General features: G+C 46.0%; 26 protein-coding genes. All 26 read left to right on the top strand.

Going from position 1 to position 22,993, the window contains the following annotated elements; translation table 11 throughout:
• Positions 1-440 precede the first annotated feature (440 nt).
• The 26 genes from BK120_RS04295 to nuoK all read left to right on the top strand — a co-directional run bounded on the left by BK120_RS04295 (position 441) and on the right by nuoK (position 22,990).
• A complete protein-coding gene (locus BK120_RS04295; protein WP_076266261.1) occupies positions 441-1,538 on the top strand; it encodes a glycine-rich domain-containing protein in 1,098 nt (365 codons plus the stop codon).
• A gap of 168 nt (positions 1,539-1,706) precedes the next feature.
• Positions 1,707-2,336 carry a uracil phosphoribosyltransferase gene (gene upp / locus BK120_RS04290; RefSeq protein ID WP_076266260.1) on the top strand — a complete coding sequence of 210 codons (630 nt, stop codon included), beginning with the start codon at positions 1,707-1,709 and terminating at the stop codon, positions 2,334-2,336.
• 38 nt (positions 2,337-2,374) lie between these two features.
• On the top strand, positions 2,375-3,523 hold the full coding sequence (gene wecB, locus BK120_RS04285) for a non-hydrolyzing UDP-N-acetylglucosamine 2-epimerase (protein WP_054025466.1): 1,149 nt from the start codon (positions 2,375-2,377) through the stop codon (positions 3,521-3,523).
• 190 nt (positions 3,524-3,713) lie between these two features.
• Positions 3,714-3,947 (top strand): AtpZ/AtpI family protein, encoded by a 234-nt coding sequence (locus BK120_RS04280; RefSeq protein WP_076266259.1) that lies wholly within the window; start codon positions 3,714-3,716, stop codon positions 3,945-3,947.
• A complete protein-coding gene (locus BK120_RS04275) occupies positions 3,940-4,308 on the top strand; it encodes an ATP synthase subunit I (protein WP_076266258.1) in 369 nt (122 codons plus the stop codon). The genes BK120_RS04280 and BK120_RS04275 overlap by 8 nt, the downstream gene beginning before the upstream one ends.
• A 22-nt stretch (positions 4,309-4,330) precedes the next feature.
• Positions 4,331-5,095 (top strand): F0F1 ATP synthase subunit A, encoded by a 765-nt coding sequence (atpB, locus tag BK120_RS04270; protein WP_076266257.1) that lies wholly within the window; start codon positions 4,331-4,333, stop codon positions 5,093-5,095.
• Between the two features lie 76 nt (positions 5,096-5,171).
• On the top strand, positions 5,172-5,387 hold the full coding sequence (atpE, locus tag BK120_RS04265) for a F0F1 ATP synthase subunit C (protein WP_053373757.1): 216 nt from the start codon (positions 5,172-5,174) through the stop codon (positions 5,385-5,387).
• 85 nt (positions 5,388-5,472) lie between these two features.
• Complete coding sequence (gene atpF, locus BK120_RS04260; protein WP_076266256.1) at positions 5,473-5,955, top strand: F0F1 ATP synthase subunit B; 483 nt, start codon at positions 5,473-5,475, stop codon at positions 5,953-5,955.
• A complete protein-coding gene (locus BK120_RS04255) occupies positions 5,952-6,491 on the top strand; it encodes a F0F1 ATP synthase subunit delta (RefSeq protein ID WP_076266255.1) in 540 nt (179 codons plus the stop codon). Before atpF ends, BK120_RS04255 begins: the two co-directional genes overlap by 4 nt.
• 25 nt (positions 6,492-6,516) lie before the next feature.
• Positions 6,517-8,031: a F0F1 ATP synthase subunit alpha gene (gene atpA, locus BK120_RS04250; RefSeq protein ID WP_076266254.1), complete on the top strand. Its 1,515-nt coding sequence runs from the start codon at positions 6,517-6,519 to the stop codon at positions 8,029-8,031.
• 143 nt (positions 8,032-8,174) lie between these two features.
• Positions 8,175-9,035 (top strand): ATP synthase F1 subunit gamma, encoded by an 861-nt coding sequence (atpG, locus tag BK120_RS04245; RefSeq protein ID WP_076266253.1) that lies wholly within the window; start codon positions 8,175-8,177, stop codon positions 9,033-9,035.
• Positions 9,036-9,113: 78 nt separating this feature from the next.
• A complete protein-coding gene (gene atpD, locus BK120_RS04240; RefSeq protein WP_076266252.1) occupies positions 9,114-10,517 on the top strand; it encodes a F0F1 ATP synthase subunit beta in 1,404 nt (467 codons plus the stop codon).
• Positions 10,518-10,541: 24 nt separating this feature from the next.
• Complete coding sequence (locus tag BK120_RS04235) at positions 10,542-10,940, top strand: F0F1 ATP synthase subunit epsilon (RefSeq protein ID WP_076266251.1); 399 nt, start codon at positions 10,542-10,544, stop codon at positions 10,938-10,940.
• Between the two features lie 302 nt (positions 10,941-11,242).
• On the top strand, positions 11,243-13,465 hold the full coding sequence (locus BK120_RS04230; protein ID WP_076266250.1) for a methyl-accepting chemotaxis protein: 2,223 nt from the start codon (positions 11,243-11,245) through the stop codon (positions 13,463-13,465).
• Between the two features lie 160 nt (positions 13,466-13,625).
• Positions 13,626-15,239: a spore germination protein gene (locus tag BK120_RS04225; RefSeq protein ID WP_076266249.1), complete on the top strand. Its 1,614-nt coding sequence runs from the start codon at positions 13,626-13,628 to the stop codon at positions 15,237-15,239.
• A complete protein-coding gene (locus BK120_RS04220; RefSeq protein WP_076266248.1) occupies positions 15,236-16,492 on the top strand; it encodes a Ger(x)C family spore germination protein in 1,257 nt (418 codons plus the stop codon). The genes BK120_RS04225 and BK120_RS04220 overlap by 4 nt, the downstream gene beginning before the upstream one ends.
• 9 nt (positions 16,493-16,501) lie before the next feature.
• A complete protein-coding gene (locus tag BK120_RS04215; RefSeq protein WP_076266247.1) occupies positions 16,502-16,744 on the top strand; it encodes a hypothetical protein in 243 nt (80 codons plus the stop codon).
• A 5-nt stretch (positions 16,745-16,749) separates the two neighbouring features.
• On the top strand, positions 16,750-17,985 hold the full coding sequence (locus BK120_RS04210; RefSeq protein ID WP_076266246.1) for a GerAB/ArcD/ProY family transporter: 1,236 nt from the start codon (positions 16,750-16,752) through the stop codon (positions 17,983-17,985).
• Positions 17,986-18,121: 136 nt separating this feature from the next.
• Positions 18,122-18,436: an NADH-quinone oxidoreductase subunit A gene (locus BK120_RS04205; RefSeq protein ID WP_256710814.1), complete on the top strand. Its 315-nt coding sequence runs from the start codon at positions 18,122-18,124 to the stop codon at positions 18,434-18,436.
• On the top strand, positions 18,421-18,939 hold the full coding sequence (locus BK120_RS04200) for a NuoB/complex I 20 kDa subunit family protein (RefSeq protein WP_076266244.1): 519 nt from the start codon (positions 18,421-18,423) through the stop codon (positions 18,937-18,939). Before BK120_RS04205 ends, BK120_RS04200 begins: the two co-directional genes overlap by 16 nt.
• Positions 18,936-19,577 carry an NADH-quinone oxidoreductase subunit C gene (locus BK120_RS04195; protein WP_076266243.1) on the top strand — a complete coding sequence of 214 codons (642 nt, stop codon included), beginning with the start codon at positions 18,936-18,938 and terminating at the stop codon, positions 19,575-19,577. Before BK120_RS04200 ends, BK120_RS04195 begins: the two co-directional genes overlap by 4 nt.
• A gap of 7 nt (positions 19,578-19,584) precedes the next feature.
• Positions 19,585-20,685: an NADH-quinone oxidoreductase subunit D gene (locus tag BK120_RS04190; RefSeq protein WP_076266242.1), complete on the top strand. Its 1,101-nt coding sequence runs from the start codon at positions 19,585-19,587 to the stop codon at positions 20,683-20,685.
• Positions 20,685-21,701 carry an NADH-quinone oxidoreductase subunit NuoH gene (gene nuoH / locus BK120_RS04185; protein ID WP_076266241.1) on the top strand — a complete coding sequence of 339 codons (1,017 nt, stop codon included), beginning with the start codon at positions 20,685-20,687 and terminating at the stop codon, positions 21,699-21,701. Before BK120_RS04190 ends, nuoH begins: the two co-directional genes overlap by 1 nt.
• A gap of 16 nt (positions 21,702-21,717) precedes the next feature.
• Positions 21,718-22,167: an NADH-quinone oxidoreductase subunit NuoI gene (nuoI, locus tag BK120_RS04180; RefSeq protein WP_054025448.1), complete on the top strand. Its 450-nt coding sequence runs from the start codon at positions 21,718-21,720 to the stop codon at positions 22,165-22,167.
• The gene (locus tag BK120_RS04175) at positions 22,168-22,683 is read left to right on the top strand and encodes an NADH-quinone oxidoreductase subunit J (RefSeq protein ID WP_076266240.1); all 516 of its coding nucleotides are present in this window, start codon (positions 22,168-22,170) and stop codon (positions 22,681-22,683) included.
• A gap of 4 nt (positions 22,684-22,687) precedes the next feature.
• Positions 22,688-22,990 carry an NADH-quinone oxidoreductase subunit NuoK gene (nuoK, locus tag BK120_RS04170; protein WP_076266239.1) on the top strand — a complete coding sequence of 101 codons (303 nt, stop codon included), beginning with the start codon at positions 22,688-22,690 and terminating at the stop codon, positions 22,988-22,990.
• The last annotated feature ends 3 nt before the right edge of the window (positions 22,991-22,993 follow it).

Below are 22,993 nucleotides of genomic sequence, written 5' to 3'. Positions count from 1 at the left end.
CATCTTTTTTTGTTTTTAGTAGGTTGTGCACAAAAATGTTGATAATATGTGGACAATTGTGGATAACTCATATCAAAAATGTGGATAGTTTATCATTCAAGCGTTTTTTTAATAAATATATAATTATTTTTATACTGATTGTGGATAGAAGTTTACATGATGAATTCAAGGCTCACTATATAAGCTTGAAGAGAGCGGCTTCGGAGTATGCAAGTGCAAGGAGCAGGTTCGTAGAGCGATTGTACTGGACACTGCGGGGTTAACAGAGGGGAAGCTCTCCCGTATGATGAAGCAGGCATACAGGGCAATACAGCGCTGTTTAAAGGCTTCTATTCAGAAGAGAGCCTCGATTTTATGTGTGACCTTCATTATCCTGATGACCCGTGCGATTAGGAGATGTGTTAATATATGGGTAAGACGAACCGACGTGGGAGGAAGAGATGGGGAGTTTAGTGATTATTCCAATTATATTTGTGATAGTACTGATTATCATCGTCGTATTTGCAATTTCGAAATCCTCAAAATTTATCGCACAATCAGGCGGCAGAGGCAGAGAATATGCTGGTCGTACCAATGCGTTTACACCTTGGCCAAATGCCGAGCTGCCGACTGCACTTGGCGTGCCGTATGGGCACCCTGCGAGAACCGCGGCGGAACGCTTGGAGTCGGCGCTAGGTATCGATTTTGAGAGCCGAGTGAAGGACAGGGTATTAAAGGAATTCCCCAAAATATCAGATAAAGAATGGAATTGGACCTGGTTTGAGCTGAAGCGATATTTTCTTATGTGCGGCATCATGCGCAGTGTTCCTATGTATAGCAAGCAGGTTGATGCGGTATGGCATGAAATGCTTATGTTCACGAGGGAGTATGAACAGTTTTGCATGAAATTCTCAGGTGCAATGATTCATCATGCGCCTCATGCGCCAGGTGCGCAGCCGCTCCCGGGAGAAAGAGCCATGTTCGACTGGGCTTATGGCGAGCTGTTTGGACAGGCGCCGGTTAGCGGCAGAATATGGGGAGCTTTTTACCGAACGCAAATGTCGGAGCAACGGCTGGAGGAGCTTGCTGGCTGGAGTACAGAAGAGCTGCGCAAGCAATGGTTTAACGTGAGTACGACAGAGAGACATTATGATTTGAAAGCGACAGCTAACTACATGATAGATAGAGCCAAATCGCAGCTTTTGGCTGCTGGAAAGGGCAAAGCGCCTTACGGGAAAGAGCCTAGCTCCGCGAGCAGCTATGGGTATGATCCTGTTTTAGGAGCAACGGGCCTATTATCAGGCCTTCTCATTTACAATTCTATATCGCACCCGAATGATTTTGCCCAGCAGATGGATCAAGCTCAAAATGAAGAGGAACGTAAAGCGAATGGAAGCGGCGATTCCACTTATGCTTGCAGCGGCTCATCCGACGATGGAAGAGATGACCATTCGTGCGGAAGTGACGGCGGAGATAGCGGATCAGGCGGGGATTCCTCCTGCGGAAGCGGTGGAGACAGCGGCGGATCATCCTGCGGCGGCGGAGGCTGCAGCAGTTAAAAGGAATATACTTACAGCGGCCTATGACTCCTATTTTTGGAATCACTGGCCTTTATTTGCGAAAACACAAAACTCGAGATGCAAGGGCTTGTTTACAATGCTATAATATACGGGATTGTGTGAAGACTACTATACAATAACAACAACAAACGGGAGGAATACCGCTCCATGAGCAAAGTAATTATTTGCGACCATCCGTTAATTCAGCATAAGCTGACTTTTATTCGGAATAAAGAAACGAATACAAAAGATTTTCGGGAATTGGTTGATGAAGTTGCAACATTGATGTCTTACGAAATTACGAGAGAAATACCGCTTGATACGATTAAGGTGCAGACGCCTGTAGCCGAGACGGATTCGAAGGTTGTATCCGGAAGAATGCTTGGGCTTGTGCCTATTTTGCGCGCTGGTCTTGGGATGGTTGACGGTATATTGAAGCTGATTCCATCGGCAAAGGTAGGGCATATCGGTCTAGCGAGAGATCATGAAACGCTCCAGCCTAAAGAGTATTACATTAATTTGCCTACAGATGCACCGAATCGTCTGCTTATTGTTATCGATCCGATGCTTGCTACTGGCGGCTCTGCTATCGCAGCGATCAATTCACTGAAAAATCATAATTGCGATCAAATTAAATTAATGTGTCTTATTGCTGCTCCGGAGGGCGTGAAGGCTGTTCAAGAAGCGCATCCTGATGTCGATATTTATATCGCCGCACTCGATGAGCGTCTGGATGAAAGAGGCTACATCATCCCTGGTCTAGGCGATGCTGGAGACCGCATGTTCGGAACAAATTAGCACAGTATCGTATGAAATGATAATAGGAGTGGAATCTTTTGTCTAAACTGAAGGTAATGACTATTTTTGGAACACGTCCGGAGGCAGTCAAGATGGCGCCGCTCGTACTCGAGCTCCAGAAGCGAGAGGATGAAATCGAATCGATCGTTTGTGTAACTGCGCAGCATCGCCAGATGCTTGATCAGGTACTCGATTTTTTTGAAATTCATCCAAATTACGATTTGAATGTGATGAAGGATCGTCAAACGTTAACGGAGACGACTGTTCGCGTGCTAGAAGGGCTTGATCCTGTTCTAACGCAAGCGAAGCCTGATATCGTGCTTGTTCATGGCGATACACAGACAACGTTTCTAGCAAGCTATGCAGCGTTTCTTAAGCAAATAAAAGTTGGCCACGTTGAGGCGGGGCTTCGTACTTGGAATAAGCTTTCTCCGTATCCGGAAGAAATGAATCGGCAGCTTGCCGGCGTGCTCTCAGATGTGCATTTTGCTCCGACAGAATGGTCGGCGAACAATTTACGCAAAGAGAACAAGTCGGATGCTGCCATTTATGTGACTGGGAACACCGCTACTGATGTATTCCAATATACGGTGGATGAGTCTTTCTCGCATCCGGTCATCGACTGGGCTAAAGGGAAACGGATGATTCTCATGACAGCACATCGTCGTGAAGCGTTAGGAGAACCGCATCGCAATATTTTCAGAGCGGTGAAACGAATCGCCGACGAGCACGAAGATGTGGTAGTCGTGTATGCGGTACATCCGAATCCAGCGGTCAGAGAGCCTGCGAATGAAATTTTGGGCGATCATCCGCGTATTCGCTTGATTGATCCGCTGGATGTATTCGAGTTCCACAACTTCTACCCGCATGCTTTTATGATTATGACGGATTCCGGCGGTTTGCAAGAAGAGGCTCCATCGTTTGGCGTGCCGACTCTCGTGCTTCGCGATACGACAGAGCGTCCAGAGGGCATCGAAGCAGGAACGCTAGAGTTGGTAGGTACAAATGAGGAGCTGGTGTACAGCAGAGCTCATGCACTGCTAACTGATTCTCAGCTGTATTCTCGCATGAGTCAAGCTGCCAACCCTTATGGGGATGGCACCGCTTCCGAGCGTATTGTAGATGCGATCTTGCATCATTTTGGCAGACTAAAGGATCGTCCTGTTTCGTTCACAGAACGTTCATAGATTACACAGGAGTGATGAGCTGAGAGGCGAATGTACAGCATACAGTAGTACTGTACGGTTTCCGGGACGCACAACACCTTATGTATCAAGGGTTTTGGTCGATCAATTCACCAAAAGTTTGCAGTGATTTCAATTGACAAACGTGTTGTGGCTTGGATAAAATAAATGAGGATTGACAGGGGTATGAACCATGAATAAAAAGGACAGAAGGGACAATCCACTGCTCGCAGCCGGACTAGTCGGCGCACTCGGATTGCAAGTCGCTGTATGTATCTTTTTAGGCTATTGGATCGGCTCTTCTCTCGGGAACCGTTTTGGGGACGCGAAGGGATGGACGCTCGGTGGCATACTGGTCGGTCTGGCTGTCGGACTACTCTCAGCCATTCTGCTTGTTAAGAAGGTTATGGAGGACGCCGATGGATAAAATAATGAAGACAGCATTACGTACGCTTATTTATGCAATGGCGGTATGCCTAATTGTATGGGCTTTCTTGCCGGACTGGCGTACGGTGTCTCTCGGTCTTCTTGTGGGATTGGCAGCAAGTTCCATGAATGCGTTTTTACTAAGACGCAGAGTAGAAATGGTCACCCTAGGAGCAGCGGGGGTTGGACCACGCAAGAGAGGTCTTGGTCTAGGAAACCGCATCGCAACAGTGTTGCTGGTTGCCATGATCGCCTATCGTTTTCCGGAGGATCTCAGCATGCCGGCCGCGTTAGCTGGCTGTATGGTCATGCCGTTTATTCTTTTGGTAGCAGCATATATTCACAATAAACGACAATCTTAGCGGAAAGGGGTGAAAATTTTAGATGCATGAATTTCCGGTGATGCCACTGGGGCCGTTTAATATTGACATTTCGACCTTGGTAGCACTTGTGGTTTCAGTCATTGTGACGTTCTTGATCGCTAAGCTGGCTGTTCGCAACCTTTCGGTGGACAACCCTTCGAAGATGCAGAACTTTTTGGAATGGGTCGTTGATTTCGTTCAAAACTTTATTTCAAGCACAATGCCTGCAAAACGAGTCAGACCGTTCATTTCTTTAGGAATGACGCTGATTATGTTCATTTTCATCTCCAACCTGCTCGGTTTGCCTTTCGGTATCGTAACCGAAACTACTACTGTTAATGAAAATATCGGTGTTACGCAGGAATTATTGGATGAGAAGCATGGTCATATTGAACTTGCTTGGTGGAAATCGCCAACTGCTGATATTTCAGTAACGGCAGGGTTAGCGCTTATCGTATTCGTAATCGTCCATTTCCTTGGTCTGAAACAGAATAGAAAGCACTACTTGAAACATTATTTCCATCCATACCCAATATTCTTCCCAGTTAACCTTATTGAGACAATCGCTAAGCCAGTAACACTTGCGCTTCGGTTGTTCGCTAACATCTTCGCAGGTGAAGTACTGATTGCAACAATCCTGATGATGGGCTGGATTGGTACGCCGTTCCTGGTTGCATGGCAGGGCTTCAGTCTTTTTGTAGGCGGTATTCAAGCTTTCTTGTTCACGATTCTTACGATGGTATATATTTCACAAGCTGCCATTCACGATGAAGAGGAAGCACATTAATTTTCGCTTTATGCCTTAATTCAACATTGAGGTTGGTTATACAAAAAAACAACAATTTTCGAGGAGGATTTTAAAAATGGAATTATTAGCAGCAGCTTTGGCAGTAGGTTTGGGTGCAGTTGGCGCGGGTGTAGGTAACGGTATGATCGTTAGTAAAACAGTTGAAGGTATCGCTCGTCAGCCTGAACTTCAAGGTAAATTGCAAACAACAATGTTCATCGGTGTAGGTATCGTCGAAGTTGTGCCTATCATCGGCGTAGTTATCGGCTTCTTGGCTTTCTTCCAAGCTTAATAACTGAAATTGGCGGGGAAGGCCTTAGCCCTCTTCGCCTTCGTTATGATTAAGACAATATTGTGGTGAGAAAGGAGCGGCATCTATGTCATGGCATTGGGAATCAACAGTAATCGCAATGGTTGCATTTGGTGTTTTGTACTGGTTACTCAGTAAGTACGCATTTGGACCATTATTCGAAGTAATGGAGAAGCGCAGACAGCTTGTGCTTGAACAAATGAATACAGCTGAGAACAGTCGTAAAGCAGCTGAGCAGCAAATGGAAGAGCAGAAGGCTGCACTCCAACAAGCTCGCAAAGAAGCTTACGAAATTATTGAACAATCCAGAACAACGAGCTCGAAACAAGCAGACGAGATCGTTCAAACAGCAAAAACAGAAGCATCCCGTCTGAAAGACGATGCTCTCAAAGATATCGAAAGCGAGAAAAACAAAGCAATTGCAGCGCTTCGTACTGAAGTTGGCGGCATCTCCGTAAAAATCGCATCGAAAATTATTGAGAAGCAAGTGGATGAGAAATCACAAGAACAGCTTGTTGGTCAATATTTGAAAGAAGTTGGAAATAAATGAGCCGCGATGCAGTCGTAGCGAAGCGCTACGCTAAAGCACTGTTCGAGGTTGCACAGCAGCAAAAGGTTGTTTCAGAGGTTCAGGAGCAGCTTAAGCTGATCGTGCAAGCTCTTGAGCAGGACGCTGACATTGAAAAGTTCCTGTCTGTTCCAAGTATTGCTCCAGAACAAAAGATTGCCGTTCTAAAAGCAGCATTCGGTGATCGTGTATCTTCACTGGTATTCAACACCGTACAAATTCTTATTACTCGCAGACGCCAAGATATTATTGCTGAGGTTTATGCAGCATATACGAAGGTTGCGGGAGATTCGCTCGGTCAAGCACATGCTACGGTTTATTCCGCACAAGCTTTGTCTGATGCTGAGCTTGCTAACGTAGCGGCGCAGTTCGGACAATTGACTGGCAAAGCTATTATTGCTGAGCAAATAGTAGATCCTTCATTGCTAGGTGGCGTACAAGTGCGCATCGGCGACCGTCTTTATGATGGAAGCTTGTCCGGCAAGTTGGAACGTTTACAAAAATCGTTTAAAATCTAATGCACTGTAGATAGGGGTGAACGAATTGAGTATCAGACCTGATGAAATCAGCACGCTGATTAAACAACAGATCGAAAATTTTAAATCCGAAATTCAAGTCGTAGACGTCGGCACCGTAATCAATGTCGGTGACGGTATCGCCCGCGTACACGGTTTGGAAAATGCGATGCAGGGTGAATTGCTCGAATTCTCAAACGGTGTAGTCGGTATGGCTTTGAACCTCGAAGAAAGCAACGTCGGTGTCGTTATCCTTGGACCATACACGGATATTCGCGAAGGCGATCAAGTTAAACGTACAGGCCGTATCATGGAAGTACCTGTTGGCGAAGAGCTTCTTGGCCGCGTAGTAAATCCACTCGGACAGCCACTAGATGGTAAAGGTCCAATCAACACGACTCAATTCCGTGCGATTGAATCTCCAGCACCAGGCGTAATTGACCGTAAATCGGTTCATGAGCCTATGCAAACAGGTATGAAAGCTATCGACGCAATGGTACCAGTAGGCCGCGGACAACGTGAGCTTATCATCGGTGACCGTCAAACGGGTAAAACATCCATTGCAATCGATGCAATCATCAACCAAAAAGGCAACGGCGTAAAATGTATTTACGTAGCTGTTGGTCAAAAACAATCCACTGTTGCAAACGTAGTGGAAACACTTCGTCGCCACGGTGCTCTTGAATACACGATCGTAGTAACTGCTGGTGCATCTGAGCCGGCTCCATTGCTCTTCCTAGCTCCTTATGCTGGTTGTACAATGGGCGAGTACTTCATGTACAAAGGCGAGCACGTTCTTGTTATCTACGATGATCTATCAAAACAAGCTGCTGCTTACCGTGAGCTTTCCCTATTGCTTCGTCGTCCACCGGGTCGTGAAGCATACCCAGGTGATGTATTCTACCTTCACTCCCGTTTGCTAGAGCGTGCGGCTAAACTAAGCGACGCTAGAGGCGGCGGTTCAATGACGGCATTGCCATTCATTGAGACACAAGCATCAGACGTATCGGCATACATTCCTACGAATGTTATCTCGATTACAGACGGTCAAATCTTCCTAGAAGCAGATCTGTTCTACTCCGGTCAGCGTCCAGCGGTTAACGTTGGTATCTCTGTATCCCGTGTAGGTGGTTCCGCTCAAATCAAGGCAATGAAAAAGGTTGCTGGTACGCTTCGTCTGGATCTTGCGGCTTACCGTGAGCTTCAAGCGTTCTCGCAGTTCGGTTCCGACCTTGACAAATCGACGCTAGCTCGCCTTAACCGCGGTGCGCGCACGATGGAAATTCTTAAACAAGACGTTAACAAGCCGATGCCTGTTGAGAAGCAAGTTATCTCAATCTTCTCTGCTGTTAAAGGTCATTTGGATGAGATTCCAGTTGGCGATATCCTTCGCTTTGAGGAAGAGTTCCACGCGTACCTCGATTCGAACAGCCCTGAAATTGGCCAATCGATCCGCGATACTAAGGATCTTGTTGCTGACAACGAGAAAGCTCTCGTTGAAGCTATCAATAAATTTAAGAAAAGCTTCTCTGTATCGGCATAATTAAGCATATACGGGTGAAACTTATACCTTCTTATAATCCAATATAAATCGAAGCCCGTTCTTAATGTTCGGGCCTAGATAACTTTCTCCACCAACACCAGGCTTTGGAGCAGGTCCAAAGCAACAAAGGCGGGTGAAACCAAATGGCAAAAGGTATGCGCGATATTAAACGCGAAATCAAGAGTAAACAAAATACGAAGCAGATTACGAAAGCGATGGAGATGGTTGCCGCTTCCCGCCTAAGAAAGGCACAAGAAGCAGCGCAAGCATCACGCCCATATGCTGAGAAGCTGAAGGAAGTTGTAGCAAGCATCGCAGCTGGCACTAAAGATGTGAAGCATCCGATGCTAGAGAAGCGTCCAGTGAAAAAAACGGGTTATCTCGTTATTACATCGGACCGTGGACTAGCGGGCGGCTACAATGCGAATATTCTTCGTAAAGTAACGCAAACGATTCGAGAGAATCATAAGTCGACGGATGAATATGTATTGTTCGTTATCGGACGGAAAGGTCGCGACTATTTCCGCCGCCGCAATATGACAATCGTTGAGGAAGTTATCGGCTTGCCGGATGCTCCTACATTCGCAGACATTAAATCGGTTGCTTATTCAGCCGTTAATATGTTCTCAGAAGGCGCTTATGATGAGTTGTACTTGTACTATAACGAATTCGTAAATGCGATTACTCAAGTGCCGACAGACGTACGTTTACTGCCTCTTGCAGAAGTAGGCGGGAACGCAGCTGTCACATCGTATGAATACGAGCCATCACCGGAGGGCGTGCTTGAAGTGCTGCTGCCTAAATATGCGGAAACGCTTATTTACAGCGCAGTTCTAGACGGAAAAGCAAGTGAGTTCGGGGCACGTATGACTGCCATGGGAAGCGCCACGAAAAACGCGACGAAAATCATCAACCAATTGACGCTCACTTACAATAGGGCGCGTCAAGCAGCGATTACACAAGAAATTTCCGAGATCGTTGCTGGGGCAAATGCTCAATCTTAATATATACACTGCAAGGGCCAGGCGCTTGCGATAAGCTGACCGGCGTGCAGTTACAAGAAGGAACCAGGAGGGAAAACCATGAAAAAAGGACATGTTGTATCCGTCATGGGTCCGGTCGTAGACTTAGAGTTCGAACGCGGCAATTTGCCGGAAATTTTGAACGCTGTCAAAATCGAGCAAAAGGGCGAAGCAGGCGGCATTGATATTAACTTGACGCTTGAAGTAGCCGTTCACCTCGGTGACAATAAGGTACGTGCCGTAGCTATGAGTACGACAGACGGTCTTGTACGCGGTATGATTGCCGTAGATACAGGTGCACCTATTACTATTCCGGTTGGTGCTTCTACGCTTGGTCGCGTATTTAACGTGCTAGGCCAACCGATTGACGAAGCTGGCGATGCTTCATCGGTAGTTAACCTTCCGATTCACCGCGCAGCACCTGCTTTCGACGAATTGTCCACGCAAGCGGAAATTCTTGAAACAGGAATTAAAGTAATCGATCTTCTCGCTCCATACGCAAAAGGCGGTAAAATCGGCCTCTTCGGCGGCGCGGGCGTAGGTAAAACGGTTACGATTCAAGAGCTTATCAACAACATCGCACAAGAGCACGGCGGTATCTCCGTATTCGCGGGTGTTGGTGAGCGTACTCGTGAAGGTAATGACCTTTACCACGAGATGAAAGATTCCGGCGTACTAAGCAAAACAGCGATGGTATTCGGACAAATGAATGAGCCGCCAGGCGCACGTCAACGCGTTGCTTTGACTGGTCTGACAATGGCTGAGTATTTCCGTGACGAAGAAGGAAAAGACGTTCTATTGTTCGTCGATAACATCTTCCGTTTCACACAAGCAGGCTCCGAGGTTTCGGCCCTTCTAGGCCGTATGCCTTCCGCGGTAGGTTACCAGCCAACATTGGCAACTGAAATGGGTCAATTGCAAGAGCGTATTACGTCTACGAAAAAAGGTTCGGTTACTTCGATCCAAGCGATCTATGTACCTGCCGATGACTATACGGATCCAGCTCCAGCAACGACGTTTGCCCACTTGGATGCTACAACGAACTTGGAGCGTAAAATTTCCGAGATGGGTATTTTCCCAGCGGTTGATCCACTCGCGTCATCTTCACGTATCCTAAGCCCATCTGTTTTGGGTGCAGAGCACTATAACGTAGCTCAAGGCGTTAAGAAAATTCTTCAGCGCTACAAAGAGCTTCAAGATATTATCGCAATCCTTGGTATGGATGAGCTAAGTGAAGAAGATAAATTGACCGTGTCTCGCGCACGTAAAATTCAACTATTCCTTTCTCAACCGTTCCACGTTGCTGAGCCGTTCACAGGAACTAAAGGTAAATATGTACCTGTAAAAGAATCGGTTCGCAGCTTTAAAGAAATTCTCGAGGGCAAACATGACGACCTTCCGGAAGAAGCTTTCCGATATGTTGGTGTGATTGAAGAAGCCGTGGAGAAAGCCAAAACGCTTTAATAGCGAAAGGCGGGAGGAATCCACATGAGTTCTTTTTTAGTAGAGATTGTAACACCTGAGCGTAAAGTATACGCAGAGACTGCTAATATGGTTAGTGTAACAGGCGTTGAAGGTGAGCTTGGCATATTGCCAAATCACATTCCACTTGTCACACCGCTTCGTATTGCACCTGTCGTTATCAAACGCGGTAATCAAGTAGATGTAGTAGCAGTTAATGGAGGCTTCATCGAAGTACGCAAGGATAAGATCGTTATCCTTGCTGAGAGCGCTGAGCTTGCAACTGATATTAACGTTGAACGTGCAGAAGCCGCTAAACAGCGTGCTCAGCAGCGTCTTGCTGCGAAGCAAGACCAAGTTGATTTCCGCCGTGCAGAGCTTGCTTTGCAGCGTGCGATGAATCGTCTGCATATTAAACACAAATAAGCAACAACCACCAAAGCACTGTCAGCGCCTTTAAGGCGCTGGCGGTGCTTTTTTTTATAGGAAAAGAGAGGTTAGATGTAAAGATAGCTAATATGTAACATATTATAGTGTGAATAAAAGTCAGCGCTGATTTTCAATGTCAGGTTGATTCGAATATTCGTGTTTAACCCCCTATTCGGTGTTATGTATTCTGAAATGCGCTTATTTTCGACAAAAAAACTAATTATTTGTATATAATTCTCCCTAATATATGTTAATATAGTTAACATCATAGACAATGAAAATAGCGGGGGGAGAATCATATGTTTGACTGGCTAGGTATGAAAGTAGGGTTTCCGCTCTGGGTTTCATGGCAATTGAATAAAGATATGAAAACAGATGTCGAGCAAAGCTTTGAGGGGATTGCGGAGACACGTAAGGAATTGCTAACTGCGTGGGCAATGGAGTATTGGAATTACATCGATCAATTGGGTGGCCAACTGACAGAGCTCCTCGCTCAAAACAAAGATTTTTCTACTTCTACTGAACAGTCACAAATAGAACGATTATTTGAAAGAACATATGCTCGAGCGATCGATATAACCGAGCTGTTTTTACTCGATGTGAAGCAAACCGTTATCAGCTCCACACACAGTCCGCATATTGGGACAATCTATCAAGAAGATAGCAGCTTGCAGCTTGGACTGAGCTTCACTAAGCAGTTGAGCAGCCCTCGTCGATGCTTGTTTGGGCCTTATAGTGATTCTCTCACTTTAAAGCTAGGAGCGCGTTCATCCTCTTTTCATGACAAAATGACTCTATTATTTATGCTTCCAATTACGTTAAATGGCAGCTTTGCAGGGACGTTATGCGCGCGTGTGCCGAATGATGTACTAGGAGATTTAATTCAGCGAGAATCGGGCCACGTCTATCCAGATTCGGGTGATAATTATATCTTTATGGCGAAGGCAGGCCTGAATACTCATATAGCGCCAGGGACGGCTTTATCTCGAAGCAGGTTCGAGGATCGAACATTCACACATGGTGAAAATCTTAAGGATGGCGTAACAACTGATTGGGGCAAAGTTTCGATCAAGGAGCATACAGAGCTTGAAATTGTTTTTAATGATCCGGCAACTGGGCAGCTTCATCCTGGGGTTGCGAATACCATTGCAAGCGACAGCAATCTATTCGTTGAATATCCAGGTTATTCGGATTATAGGCATATATCGGTTATTGGCAAGGGAGTGACCTTTCAGCTCCCGCATTGTCCGGACAAATGGGGGATGATGTGCGAGGGTGACTTGGAGGAAGTATACCGCATTCGCAGTATAGGCTGGAGACAACGCAAGCAGCAGCTAATATCGATTACGAGTGTTAGTATTTTGTCGGCATTGCTTATGTTATTTATTGCCGTTCATGCTCCAATCTGGGTGACTGCAACAGCGGCAGGTTTATTCAATCTTGTATTTGGATTGTTATTCAGTTTTACCTTTCAAAATAGGGAATCGAAGCGTGTCGTATCGCATCTGCGCCAAATTAATCGTTTTATTCGCATAAATGCAGAAGGAAAGGGCGATCTGACACAGCGCTTGCAGCTTAATCATTTTGATAATGATGAATCGAAAGAATTAGCAAAATGGATTAATAATATGATAGATTCCTTGGAAGGCATTATGCTGCAGGTTAAGCTTGCCTCCTCTGATGTTTTATCCAGCCAGTATGTCCTAAACGAATCAGCGGCTGTCACTTCAGCTTCAACGGAACGAGTCAGCGGAAAAGTATCCGATATGATTGGAAGCATTAGATTGCAATTGAAGGATATTGATATGGCGAAGGATGCTGCAGGTGATATGCAGGCAACGCTGAAACAGATCGAAGAGCAGGCAGCTGGGCAGATTGAGGTAGCCAAAGCCGAGGTTGATCGCATCGGGGAAAAAATGCTCCACATTTCTGCCAAGGTAGGGGAAACCAACGGAACAATCCATAAATTTATGGATACGGTGCAAGAAATACAAGGGGTCTTGCATGTCATTGAAGAAATATCTGCACAAACGAATTTATTAGCGCTTAATGCATCAATCGAGGCAGCAAGGGTTGGTGAGCAAGGCAGAGGTTTTGCCGTTGTGGCGTCGGAAATTCGCAAGCTTGCCGATATGACCAAAAAATCGACCGAAGAAGTACATGAAATTACTCGTCATATTTATGATGAAGCGAAACAAGCGTACGCCTCTATGGATGAAGGTACTCGCGTTGTTGAGGAGGGCAATCAGCTTGTAGCTGCCGCTGCCAGTACGCTTGCTTCAGCACATGCTGAGGATCATCGCAAGACGCAGGTCGTTGACGAGGTCGTGCAGCTGATGGAGAAAATCGCACTGGTAAGCAGAGAAAATCGGAAGATTTCTTCCGATGTAGAGAGCAAAGTGCAAGAGCTCATAGGCGAAATGACGAATGTGAGACAAACGTCTCAGAGTGTGGAGTCTATAACGACGCTGCTTCAACAGCTTGTTGGCCAGTTTAAGCTGACAGAATCACGAATAAGATAAGTGAACGAGATAGGGTTGCAGAAGTCCGTGTAAAACGGAGCTGCGGCTCTTTTTTTTATGCGATGCATTCTTTAATCAACTAATACTCAATACATAATTATGCCATGGAAGAGTTATCCTAAGCATCAATCCGATTGTGCAACAGAAAGGAGATGGGTAAATGTTCCGAACCTATAAGCAGGGCAATGGAAGCGCTGGGAAAAAGGCTGATAAGCGTATAACCAAAGCAGAGATGCATGAAAAGGAGCAGCTTCAGCCTTTTGCGGAGAAGGCCCTTTTCACTTCTCTGGAGCAAAATATGGAGACCATGAAGCGTGAGCTGGGTGAGAGTCAGGATATTATTTATCGTGAGCTGACGTTAACGGATAGAGGCCACACGAAGGCGCTAATTGTTTATGTACAAGGGATGGTTGACGATGAACGTCTTGACCATTTTGTCATTCAACCGATGCATGGAGGCAAATACCCGGAGGAGGCTAATTTAGAGCCTGCTGAGCTGCTTGCATTTATGAAAAACAATTTGCTCTCAACCGGTATTATTAATGATTTATGCGATTGGAAGCTATTGTTTCAAAAATTGTTTATGGGCTATTGCGTCATCATGATAGAGGGTGCAACTCAGGCAATAGGAACCAATGTAGTAGGGGGAGCAAGAAGAAGTGTAGAAGAACCGAAAACCGAGATGGCCATACGTGGTCCTAGGGAAGGGTTTACGGAGTCGATTAGAACAAATACATCGCTGATTCGCAGGAAGATACGAAGCCCGAAGCTGTGGATGGAGCAATGGACGATCGGAGAAATTTCACAAACTCCTGTATGCATCATGTATGTCAAAGATTTAGCGGATGAGAATGTGCTTACGGATTTAAGAGAACGTCTGGAAGAAATACAAATTGACGGCATACTTGAATCCGGTTATATCGAGGAATTAATTACGGATCAGAAGTGGTCGCCGTTTCCTACCATCATGAGTGTAGAGCGGCCGGATGCTGTAGCAGGCAATTTGCTTGAAGGCCGAATAGCGATTTTTGTTGATGGGACGCCATTTGTTCTGATCGTACCCACGATTTTAAATATGTTTTTTCAGGCTTCAGAAGATTATTATCAGCGGTTTGATATCGCGACATTTCTGCGGCTGCTTCGTTTTGTATCCTTTTTAATCGCACTGCTTATGCCGTCGATTTATGTCGCGATCGTTGGATATCATCAGGAAATGATACCGACTCAACTGCTGCTAAAGCTTGCGGCACAGCGGGAGGGCGTGCCTTTTCCCGCCTATTTGGAAGCTTTTATTATGGAATTTGTATTTGAAATATTACGGGAAGCCGTTGTACGAATGCCTAGTGCTGCGGGTAACACGATATCGATCGTTGGAGGTCTTGTTATCGGACAGTCGGTCGTAGAGGCAGGGATCGTCTCGCCAGCCGTCGTTATCGTCGTTTCCTTCACAGCGATTGCCAGCTTCGTATCTCCTAACTACAGTCTTGGAATTGCGGCTAGGCTGCTGCGCTTTCTACTGCTTCTAGCAGCGTCGACACTCGGTTTTTATGGGATTGGATTAGTTGTACTGCTGCTTCTGCTGCATTTGAGCAATTTAAGATCGTTTGGCATGCCGTATATCAAACCATTCGCCCCTATGTATTTAAAGGATATGAAGGATACGCTGGTTCGGGCGCCACTTTGGATGATGCGGGAACGGCCAGAGAAGCTTGCTTCGAGTAATAGAGTTAGACAAGACATTGAAACGGAGCATAGGAAGGAGCCGCAGCAATGAGCGATGGCAGTGTCAATGCAAGGAAACGGATATTTTCATTCAGGAAAATAGGACGGAAGCTCATTCTTGTATGGACAGTATGTATGCTGGCGGTATTAAACGGCTGTTGGGATTTACGTTATTTGGACAAGCTTGGCGTCGTATACGCCATAGGAGTTGACGATGACCCAACAGGAAAAAACAAGCTTCAGTTGACCGTTCAAGTCGTATTGCCCCAAAACGTTGCAGCGGAAACCAAAGGGGCCATTGGCGGCACCGCAGTGACGACATTTACGGAGAAAGGGGATACATTGTTTGAGGCGATTCGAAAAATGTCGACAAAAACATCTAGACGGCTTTTTTTCTCCCACACACAAATGCTGATCGTTAGTGAGAGTATGGCTAGAAAAGGCATCTATCCCTTAGTTGATTTAATTGAGAGAAATCCAGATATACGCACTGATATTTCAGTGCTTATTACACGAGGGATGAGAGCGGAGAATTTGCTTCGTTTAACGACGCAAACAGAATCTATTCCTGTTAATCAGCTTCGGGAAATGGTTGAAGTCAATCAGTCTGCGTATGCGTCGAACTATGTCGTATTAGTCAAAGATTTAACGAGACTATTGGGAAGAGGGAAGCAGCAAGCAGTATTGCCTTCAATTCTGATAGAGGGGAGTAAGGAGATGGGGCATTCAAATGACAATTTAAACAGCATACCTGCAAAAGCGATTCCAGTGCTGTCGACTATGGCTGTTTTTCGCGATGGCAAGCTTGTTGGTTATTTGAAGTCCAAGGATTCGAGAGGTCTATCTTGGCTTCAAAATAAAGTGGAGAGCACTGTCGTAAAGCTTGGATGCCCGGAGTCAGAAGGGGAGCTCATCGTTGAGGTACAGGATACGGCGACCGTGTATAAGGTTAAACAAGATCCGGATGGTCATCCAATTATACAGGTCCATATTAGTGTAGGGGGTGGAATTCAAGAAATCATGTGCCACGGCGTCAACATCACGGAGGAAAGTGTACTGATCAAGATCGGCAAAATGACAGATAAGGCGATCGAGGAAGAGGTAGCGGGCACGATCAATAGCGTGCAGAAGAAATTCCACACGGATGTATTAGGGTGGGGAAAAGAGATTTATTTTCAAAAACCTAATATTTGGAGAAAAATCGAAGCGGACTGGGAAGATATTTTCCCTCAAGTGAAAAGCGAAGTCATCTGTACGACTCAAATAACAGGCTCAGGTGTACGAGGCGAATCTATATCGAAGTGAGTGATTAGCATGATGGCTCTCATTGTCCTCCTCTTATCTTCCGTTATGGTTGGAACGGCAATATGGAGAAGGAATAGCAAAAATAACCGTCAGCGTGAAGGTGGCTGGGCTTTGGTCATTTTAATCATAGGGGTTGGAATTATGGCAGCAAAGCATATGCATCTACCGATACCCAATCCGGCAGATTGGATTACAGCTATATTCTCACCCGTATATAAACCTATATTAAAGTGGATCGAGCAGGGGGCATAACATAAATGAGCAAATTTGCGGGAATAAACAATGCCGAGATTACTTCGGGGCAATGCGCCAAAATATTGTTTTTATTTGCACTAGGAAGTGCAGCGCTCATATTGCCAACAATGGTGACGTCGATTGCCAAGCAGGATGGATGGATTTCAATGGTGCTCGCAGGACCGTTTAATTATTTCATACTGCTCATTTATCTAGCGCTTGCTGATCGTTTTCCAAAGCTGACTTTGGCGCAATACTCAGAAAAACTGCTGGGGGTTTGGCTCGGTAAGGTAGTAACTTTACTGTATATTTTTTATTTTTTGTTGTTAAGCGCATTGGTACTGCGCAATATATCCGATTTTTTGAATTTATCCGTATTGCCGGAGACACCAGAGTGGTTCATTAACCTCACCTTTATGATTGTTGTTGTATATGGCGTTCTTTTAGGCATTGAGACGATTTCGAGAACGGGTGAGATTTTATTTGGATGGGCGGCCTTAGTTATTGGGATTGTTCTCCTTGCTTTGTTCAATCAATTTAATTTCCAAAACTTTGAGCCTTTCTTGTACGATGGCTGGATAAGGCCGATTAAGGGGGTCTATCCGATTCTCGGGTTCCCTATTGCGGAATTCGTGTTTATAACGACGATTTTCCCGCTTGTGCGTCAGGAGGATCGTAAAAAATTAAGAAAAAAACTGAAGCTCTCTGTTTTTGCCATTGCTTTTGTCAGTACGCTAATTACGATTTTTCTGGTTGCTGTAATGGGTGTGCAAGAAGCGAGCAGAAGTCCGTTTGCCGTCTATGATATGGCAAAAAACATTAATATCGAAGAGATATTGGTGCGTGTTGAAATATTAGTTGCGATGGTTTGGATCGGGACGGTCTTTATGAAGCTTGCGCTTTGCGTTTATGTACTGACGGTCTTAACGGCTCAAATGCTTAAGCTTTCTACCTATCGTCCATTGGTCATTCCCTATGCTTTTGTCATTGTGCCTATCTCGCTCATGGTATATCGAAATGCGGCTCATGCGCATGAATTTGGCATAGGAGTATGGACGGTCTACAGCTTGCTGCATGGTTGTGTTGTACCATTATTGCTGCTCATGGTTGCTGTTATTAGGGGGAAAAAGGATACGAGCGACGGTCGGTTTCAAGATGAGCAGAAGTCCAGCAGCCGCAGGCAAAAAGGGAATGAAGCAGCAGAAGGGGATTCCGATATAACGAACAAGGAACCTGCCCTAGGCACAACTCCATCATAGACGGCAGTGGAAGCATTTGTTATAATTGTGAGGAAAATTGACCAAGCGGCTACCTACTCAAATTTACGGAGGCGATCGTGTGGAACACTACTCCAATAATTATGTCGTCGTGGCTATTTTTATCGTGCTTGGCATTATGCTTCCCGTCGTTGCATTAACTGTAGGAAGACTGCTAAGGCCGAATAAGCCAAGTGAGCTCAAACAAACCACCTATGAAAGCGGAAATGAGCCGGTAGGTGAGGGACAGGTCCGTTTTAACATCCGCTATTACTTGTTTGCACTAATGTTTGTCATCTTTGATGTAGAAACCGTTTTCTTATATCCTTGGGCCGTCGCATATAATAAGCTCGGCTTATTTGTGCTAGTCGAAATGTTGATTTTTGCGGGAATGCTGCTTATTGGTCTTCTATATGCCTGGAAAAAGAAGGTGCTGAAATGGAATTCAGTTTAGAATCAATTTCGTTAGAGGAACGCAAAGAGCTGGAACGCAACGTATTTATGGGCACCTTGGAGCAACTGAAGGCTTGGGCAAGAAGCAACTCGTTATGGCCGCTCACATTTGGTCTTGCTTGCTGTGCGATTGAAATGATGGGAACGGGCGCATCGCATTATGATCTGGATCGTTTTGGAGTGATGTTCCGTACCTCGCCGCGACAGTCTGACGTGATGATTGTGGCCGGTACAGTGACGAAGAAGATGGGTCCCCTTTTACGCAGGCTTTACGATCAAATGCCAGAGCCGAAGTGGGTTATCGCAATGGGATCCTGCGCAACGGCTGGCGGACCTTATATTAAGTCCTATTCAGTCATCAAAGGCGTCGATCAGATCGTGCCTGTTGATGTGTATATTCCGGGCTGTCCGCCTAATCCGGCCGCGCTGATCTATGGCATTAATAAGCTGCAGGAGAAAATCCGCTATGAAGCGAAGACTGGGAAGCGGGTGACCAGTCGATGAGCGAAGAGGATAAACCGGTCGCAGAGACGCCTCCCGTAGACCCGGAGAAGGAAGCCAAGCTGAAGGCAGCTGCGGAAGCACGCGCAGCGAGAGCGGCAGCAAAAGCAAAGGCCGAAGCAGAAGCGAGTGAAGCAGAGCCGGAGCAGCCGAAAGCACCTTCGCCAAGGCAGCCTGAGCTTGATGCCATAGTCGCGCTTCTGAAGCAGGAAGTCGCAGAAGCAGCGGTTGAGGATGCCTATGTAAATGAACTGAACGGCGATATGCCGATGATTATCTTACGCAATGAACACTGGCGGGAAGCTGCAAAGCTGCTTAAGGAGCACGAGCAGCTTCAATTTAATTATTTGCGTAATGTGTCAGGTGTCGATTACGAGACCCATATAGAAGTGGTATATCATATGATCTCGCTTGGAACCAGAAGAGAGGTCGGAATTAAGATAAAGACAGAGCGGGAAGCGTCAGCCGTCTATTCGGCAACACCAGTCTGGGCAACAGCGAATTGGAATGAACGTGAAATTTACGATTTACTGGGAGTTGATTTTCCTGGACACCCCGATATGCGGCGGATCATGATGCCTGATGATTGGGTGGGCCATCCGCTGCGCAAAGATTATGAGTCGATAGATTCGGAGGTGTAGGCAGCCCTTGATTCGTACAGAAGAACTGCTACTAAATGTAGGTCCTCAGCATCCAAGCACGCATGGCGTATTCCGGATTATCGTTAAGCTCGATGGTGAAGTCATAACCGAAGCGACACCTGTCATGGGTTATTTGCACCGAGGCACCGAGAAGATCGCGGAAAACTTGAATTTCACGCAAATCATCCCCTACACCGATCGAATGGATTACGTCTCTGCAATGACTAATAATTATGTTCTCGTACATGCAGTGGAAACGATGATGGGGCTTGAAGTGCCGCAGCGGGCGGAGTATCTCAGGCTTCTCGTTATGGAACTGCAGCGTATAGCCAGCCATCTAGTATGGTGGGGAACTTATCTGCTTGATATTGGGGCAATGAGCCCGTTTCTTTACGCATTCCGTGACAGGGAAATCATTATCGATTTATTTAATGAGCTGTGCGGCGCAAGATTAACTTACAATTACATGCGAGTTGGCGGAGTGAAGTGGGATGCGCCTCCGGGTTGGTTGGACAAAGTGCGCGACTTTATTCCTTATATGGAGAATAAGCTGCAAGAGTATGATAAACTCGTCAGCGGCAACGAAATTTTCCTTGCCCGCATTAAAGGGATAGGAAAATATGATGCGGCAACAGCGATTGATTATGGCTTATCTGGAGCCAACTTGCGTTGTACAGGTGTAGACTTTGATATTCGAAAAGCGGAGCCCTACAGCTTGTACAGCCAATTTGAATTTGATGTGCCGCTTGGAAAAGTGGGAGATTGTTATGATCGCTATCGGATTCGGCTGGAAGAAATCCGCCAAAGCTTGCGTATTTTGAAGCAGGCGCTGGAGCAATTCCCTTCTGGCGGGGAGACGATGGGGAAGGTTCCACGCGCAATAAGGCCCCCTGCTGGAGAGGTGTATGTGCGGATCGAATCGCCGCGCGGCGAAATTGGCTGCCATATCGTATCCAAAGGCAAAGCAGAACCCTATAGGCTCAAATTCAGAAGACCGTCATTCGTTAATTTGCAAATACTGCCGAAGCTGCTCGTAGGCGAAACGATGACAAACCTCATTACGATACTAGGCGGCATTGATATTGTCGTCGGGGAGGTCGATTGCTAATGCAGTCATGGCTTAACCAATCGCTAACTTGGGGAAATGCACTTGTGCTGTTCCTTTGGGCTGTCGTATTTTTATTCATTGTGCTTGGTTTCGTCACGTACGCCATCTATTTCGAGCGCAAGGTAATCGGGTGGATGCAGCTTCGCATCGGTCCCAATCGCGTAGGGCCTTTTGGCTTGCTGCAGACGGTAGCGGATATTTTTAAGCTGCTCATTAAAGAAGACACGATTCCGCGCAAGGCAGACCTTGCATTGTTCATTCTTGCGCCTGCCCTAGCATACATACCGGCATTCTCCGTACTCGCTGTGCTGCCTTATACACAAAACTTATATTTCGCAGATCTGAATGTCGGTTTGCTCTATTATGTAGCCCTGTCAGGCATCTCTACGCTTGCCATCGTACTTGGCGGATGGGCTTCCAATAATAAGTATGCGCTCCTTGGGGGTATGCGCTCGGCGGCACAAATGATAAGCTATGAGGTACCGCTTGTTATTTCGGTAGTAGGCGTTATTTTACTTAGCGGAAGCTTGAATCTGCGCGATATTGTAGCGGCGCAGGATGGCGGCTGGTTTTGGAATTGGAACTTCATCCCTCAAATTATCGGTTTCATTGTCTTTATTATTGCAGCTGTATCCGAGCTCAATCGTACGCCCTTCGATTTGCCGGAGGCGGAATCTGAGCTTGTTGCAGGTTATCATGTTGAATATAGCGGCTTTCGGTTTGCATTTTTTATGCTCTCGGAATACGTATACGTTTATGCCATTGCTGCGTTAACAACCGTATTGTTTCTGGGCGGCTGGCACGCACCGGCGCCATTTCTTGATTTTGTACCGGGCATTATATGGTTTTTGCTCAAGTTTGCGTTTATTGTGTTTTTCTTATTTTGGATTCGCGCTACACTGCCGCGCATACGGGTAGATCAGCTTATGGGTCTTGGCTGGAAGGTGCTGCTGCCGGTGTCGCTGCTTAATGTGTTTCTAACGGCTGTATATTTAGAGTTGTTTATCAAGAATTAGCAAAGGGGAGAAGGAAATGAAAGGAATGCTGCAAGGACTGGGTGTAACGCTCAAATCAATGACGGCTCCAAAAGTGACCACCTCCTATCCTGATGTGCCCTTTGTCATGCCGGACCGCTTCCGTGGTATTCAGCACTTTATCCCGGATTTATGTATCGTTTGCAACCAATGCGCTCGCATTTGTCCAACCGACTGCATTACGCTGACCGGCAAACCGAACCCGGACCCTGATAAAAAGGGCAAGGTGATTGATACTTTTGATATTAATTTTGAAATATGCATCTTATGTGATCTGTGCACCGAGGTTTGTCCGACCGAAGCGATCGTGATGTCCAATCATTTCGAGCTGGCAACCTTCAGCCGCGATGATTTGTTCAAGGATGCAGAATGGCTGACAGACAATAATACACTTACTCGGCAGGACAATAACAATATCGGAGCGCCGGCCAAAGGGGGCGCAAAATAGTTGTTCAATATTGATTTTACAGGCGAATTTGTCGCTTTTTTTATCTTCTCAGCCATCATGATATGCGGCGCTGTCCTAATGATCAGCTTAGAGAAGGTCGTACATATGGTCATCTCTATGGCTGCTGTATTTCTAGGCTTAGCCGGAATGTTCGTGCTTCTGGAAGCTGAGTTTGTCGCATTTGTTCAGGTGCTTATCTATGCTGGAGCAGTCTCGATTCTGATGATATTCGGTATTATGATGACGAAACATCAGCCAGGAGAGCGTGAGCCGGTGAAGCCGCTCCATGAAACGCTTGCCGCTGTAGGCGCGCTCAGCTTGTTTGGCCTATTGTTTTATGCGATCCGTTCAACAACTTTTCCAGAGCCGCAGTCTTTTCAAGCTGGAGAAGACAATACGATGGCAATTGGCGAGCTCTTATACACAGGGTATGTGATACCGTTTGAGCTGCTTTCGGTGCTTCTGACGGTAGCATTTATTGGAGCAATCGTACTTGCCAAAAAGGAGGAGGAATAATTACATGCTTCCTTCCTATTTAACGATGGCGGCTATTTTGTTTTGCATTGGGCTATATGGCGCATTAGTGAAAAGAAATGCAGTCGTCGTACTGCTCTCGCTTGAGCTAATGTTGAATGCGGTCAACTTGAATCTTATTGCTTTCTCCAAATATGGTGTTGTTCCGTCATTGACGGGGCAAATTTTTTCATTATTTACAATTACAGTCGCAGCGGCAGAAGCAGCGATTGGGGTAGCTATATTAATAGCATTGTTCAGAATGCGCGGGACAGTTAATGTCGATGAGTTTGACAAAATGAGGAGGTAGCGC

It is taken from the genome of Paenibacillus sp. FSL A5-0031, assembly GCF_001956295.1.
Classification (GTDB): domain Bacteria; phylum Bacillota; class Bacilli; order Paenibacillales; family Paenibacillaceae; genus Pristimantibacillus.
This window is presented reverse-complemented; position numbering and strand designations above follow the sequence as displayed.

Coding starts and splice junctions, on each gene's coding strand:
- BK120_RS04295 (WP_076266261.1), top strand. CDS start 441: ATGGGGAGTTTAGTGATTATTCCAATTATATTTGTGATAGTACTGATT.
- atpD (WP_076266252.1), top strand. CDS start 9,114: ATGAAAAAAGGACATGTTGTATCCGTCATGGGTCCGGTCGTAGACTTA.
- atpE (WP_053373757.1), top strand. CDS start 5,172: ATGGAATTATTAGCAGCAGCTTTGGCAGTAGGTTTGGGTGCAGTTGGC.
- BK120_RS04205 (WP_256710814.1), top strand. CDS start 18,122: ATGCTTCCCGTCGTTGCATTAACTGTAGGAAGACTGCTAAGGCCGAAT.
- atpF (WP_076266256.1), top strand. CDS start 5,473: ATGTCATGGCATTGGGAATCAACAGTAATCGCAATGGTTGCATTTGGT.
- nuoK (WP_076266239.1), top strand. CDS start 22,688: ATGCTTCCTTCCTATTTAACGATGGCGGCTATTTTGTTTTGCATTGGG.
- BK120_RS04200 (WP_076266244.1), top strand. CDS start 18,421: ATGGAATTCAGTTTAGAATCAATTTCGTTAGAGGAACGCAAAGAGCTG.
- BK120_RS04275 (WP_076266258.1), top strand. CDS start 3,940: ATGGATAAAATAATGAAGACAGCATTACGTACGCTTATTTATGCAATG.
- upp (WP_076266260.1), top strand. CDS start 1,707: ATGAGCAAAGTAATTATTTGCGACCATCCGTTAATTCAGCATAAGCTG.
- BK120_RS04255 (WP_076266255.1), top strand. CDS start 5,952: ATGAGCCGCGATGCAGTCGTAGCGAAGCGCTACGCTAAAGCACTGTTC.
- BK120_RS04225 (WP_076266249.1), top strand. CDS start 13,626: ATGTTCCGAACCTATAAGCAGGGCAATGGAAGCGCTGGGAAAAAGGCT.
- nuoI (WP_054025448.1), top strand. CDS start 21,718: ATGAAAGGAATGCTGCAAGGACTGGGTGTAACGCTCAAATCAATGACG.
- atpB (WP_076266257.1), top strand. CDS start 4,331: ATGCATGAATTTCCGGTGATGCCACTGGGGCCGTTTAATATTGACATT.
- BK120_RS04195 (WP_076266243.1), top strand. CDS start 18,936: ATGAGCGAAGAGGATAAACCGGTCGCAGAGACGCCTCCCGTAGACCCG.
- BK120_RS04215 (WP_076266247.1), top strand. CDS start 16,502: ATGATGGCTCTCATTGTCCTCCTCTTATCTTCCGTTATGGTTGGAACG.
- BK120_RS04230 (WP_076266250.1), top strand. CDS start 11,243: ATGTTTGACTGGCTAGGTATGAAAGTAGGGTTTCCGCTCTGGGTTTCA.
- BK120_RS04220 (WP_076266248.1), top strand. CDS start 15,236: ATGAGCGATGGCAGTGTCAATGCAAGGAAACGGATATTTTCATTCAGG.
- atpG (WP_076266253.1), top strand. CDS start 8,175: ATGGCAAAAGGTATGCGCGATATTAAACGCGAAATCAAGAGTAAACAA.
- nuoH (WP_076266241.1), top strand. CDS start 20,685: ATGCAGTCATGGCTTAACCAATCGCTAACTTGGGGAAATGCACTTGTG.
- BK120_RS04235 (WP_076266251.1), top strand. CDS start 10,542: ATGAGTTCTTTTTTAGTAGAGATTGTAACACCTGAGCGTAAAGTATAC.
- BK120_RS04280 (WP_076266259.1), top strand. CDS start 3,714: ATGAATAAAAAGGACAGAAGGGACAATCCACTGCTCGCAGCCGGACTA.
- BK120_RS04210 (WP_076266246.1), top strand. CDS start 16,750: ATGAGCAAATTTGCGGGAATAAACAATGCCGAGATTACTTCGGGGCAA.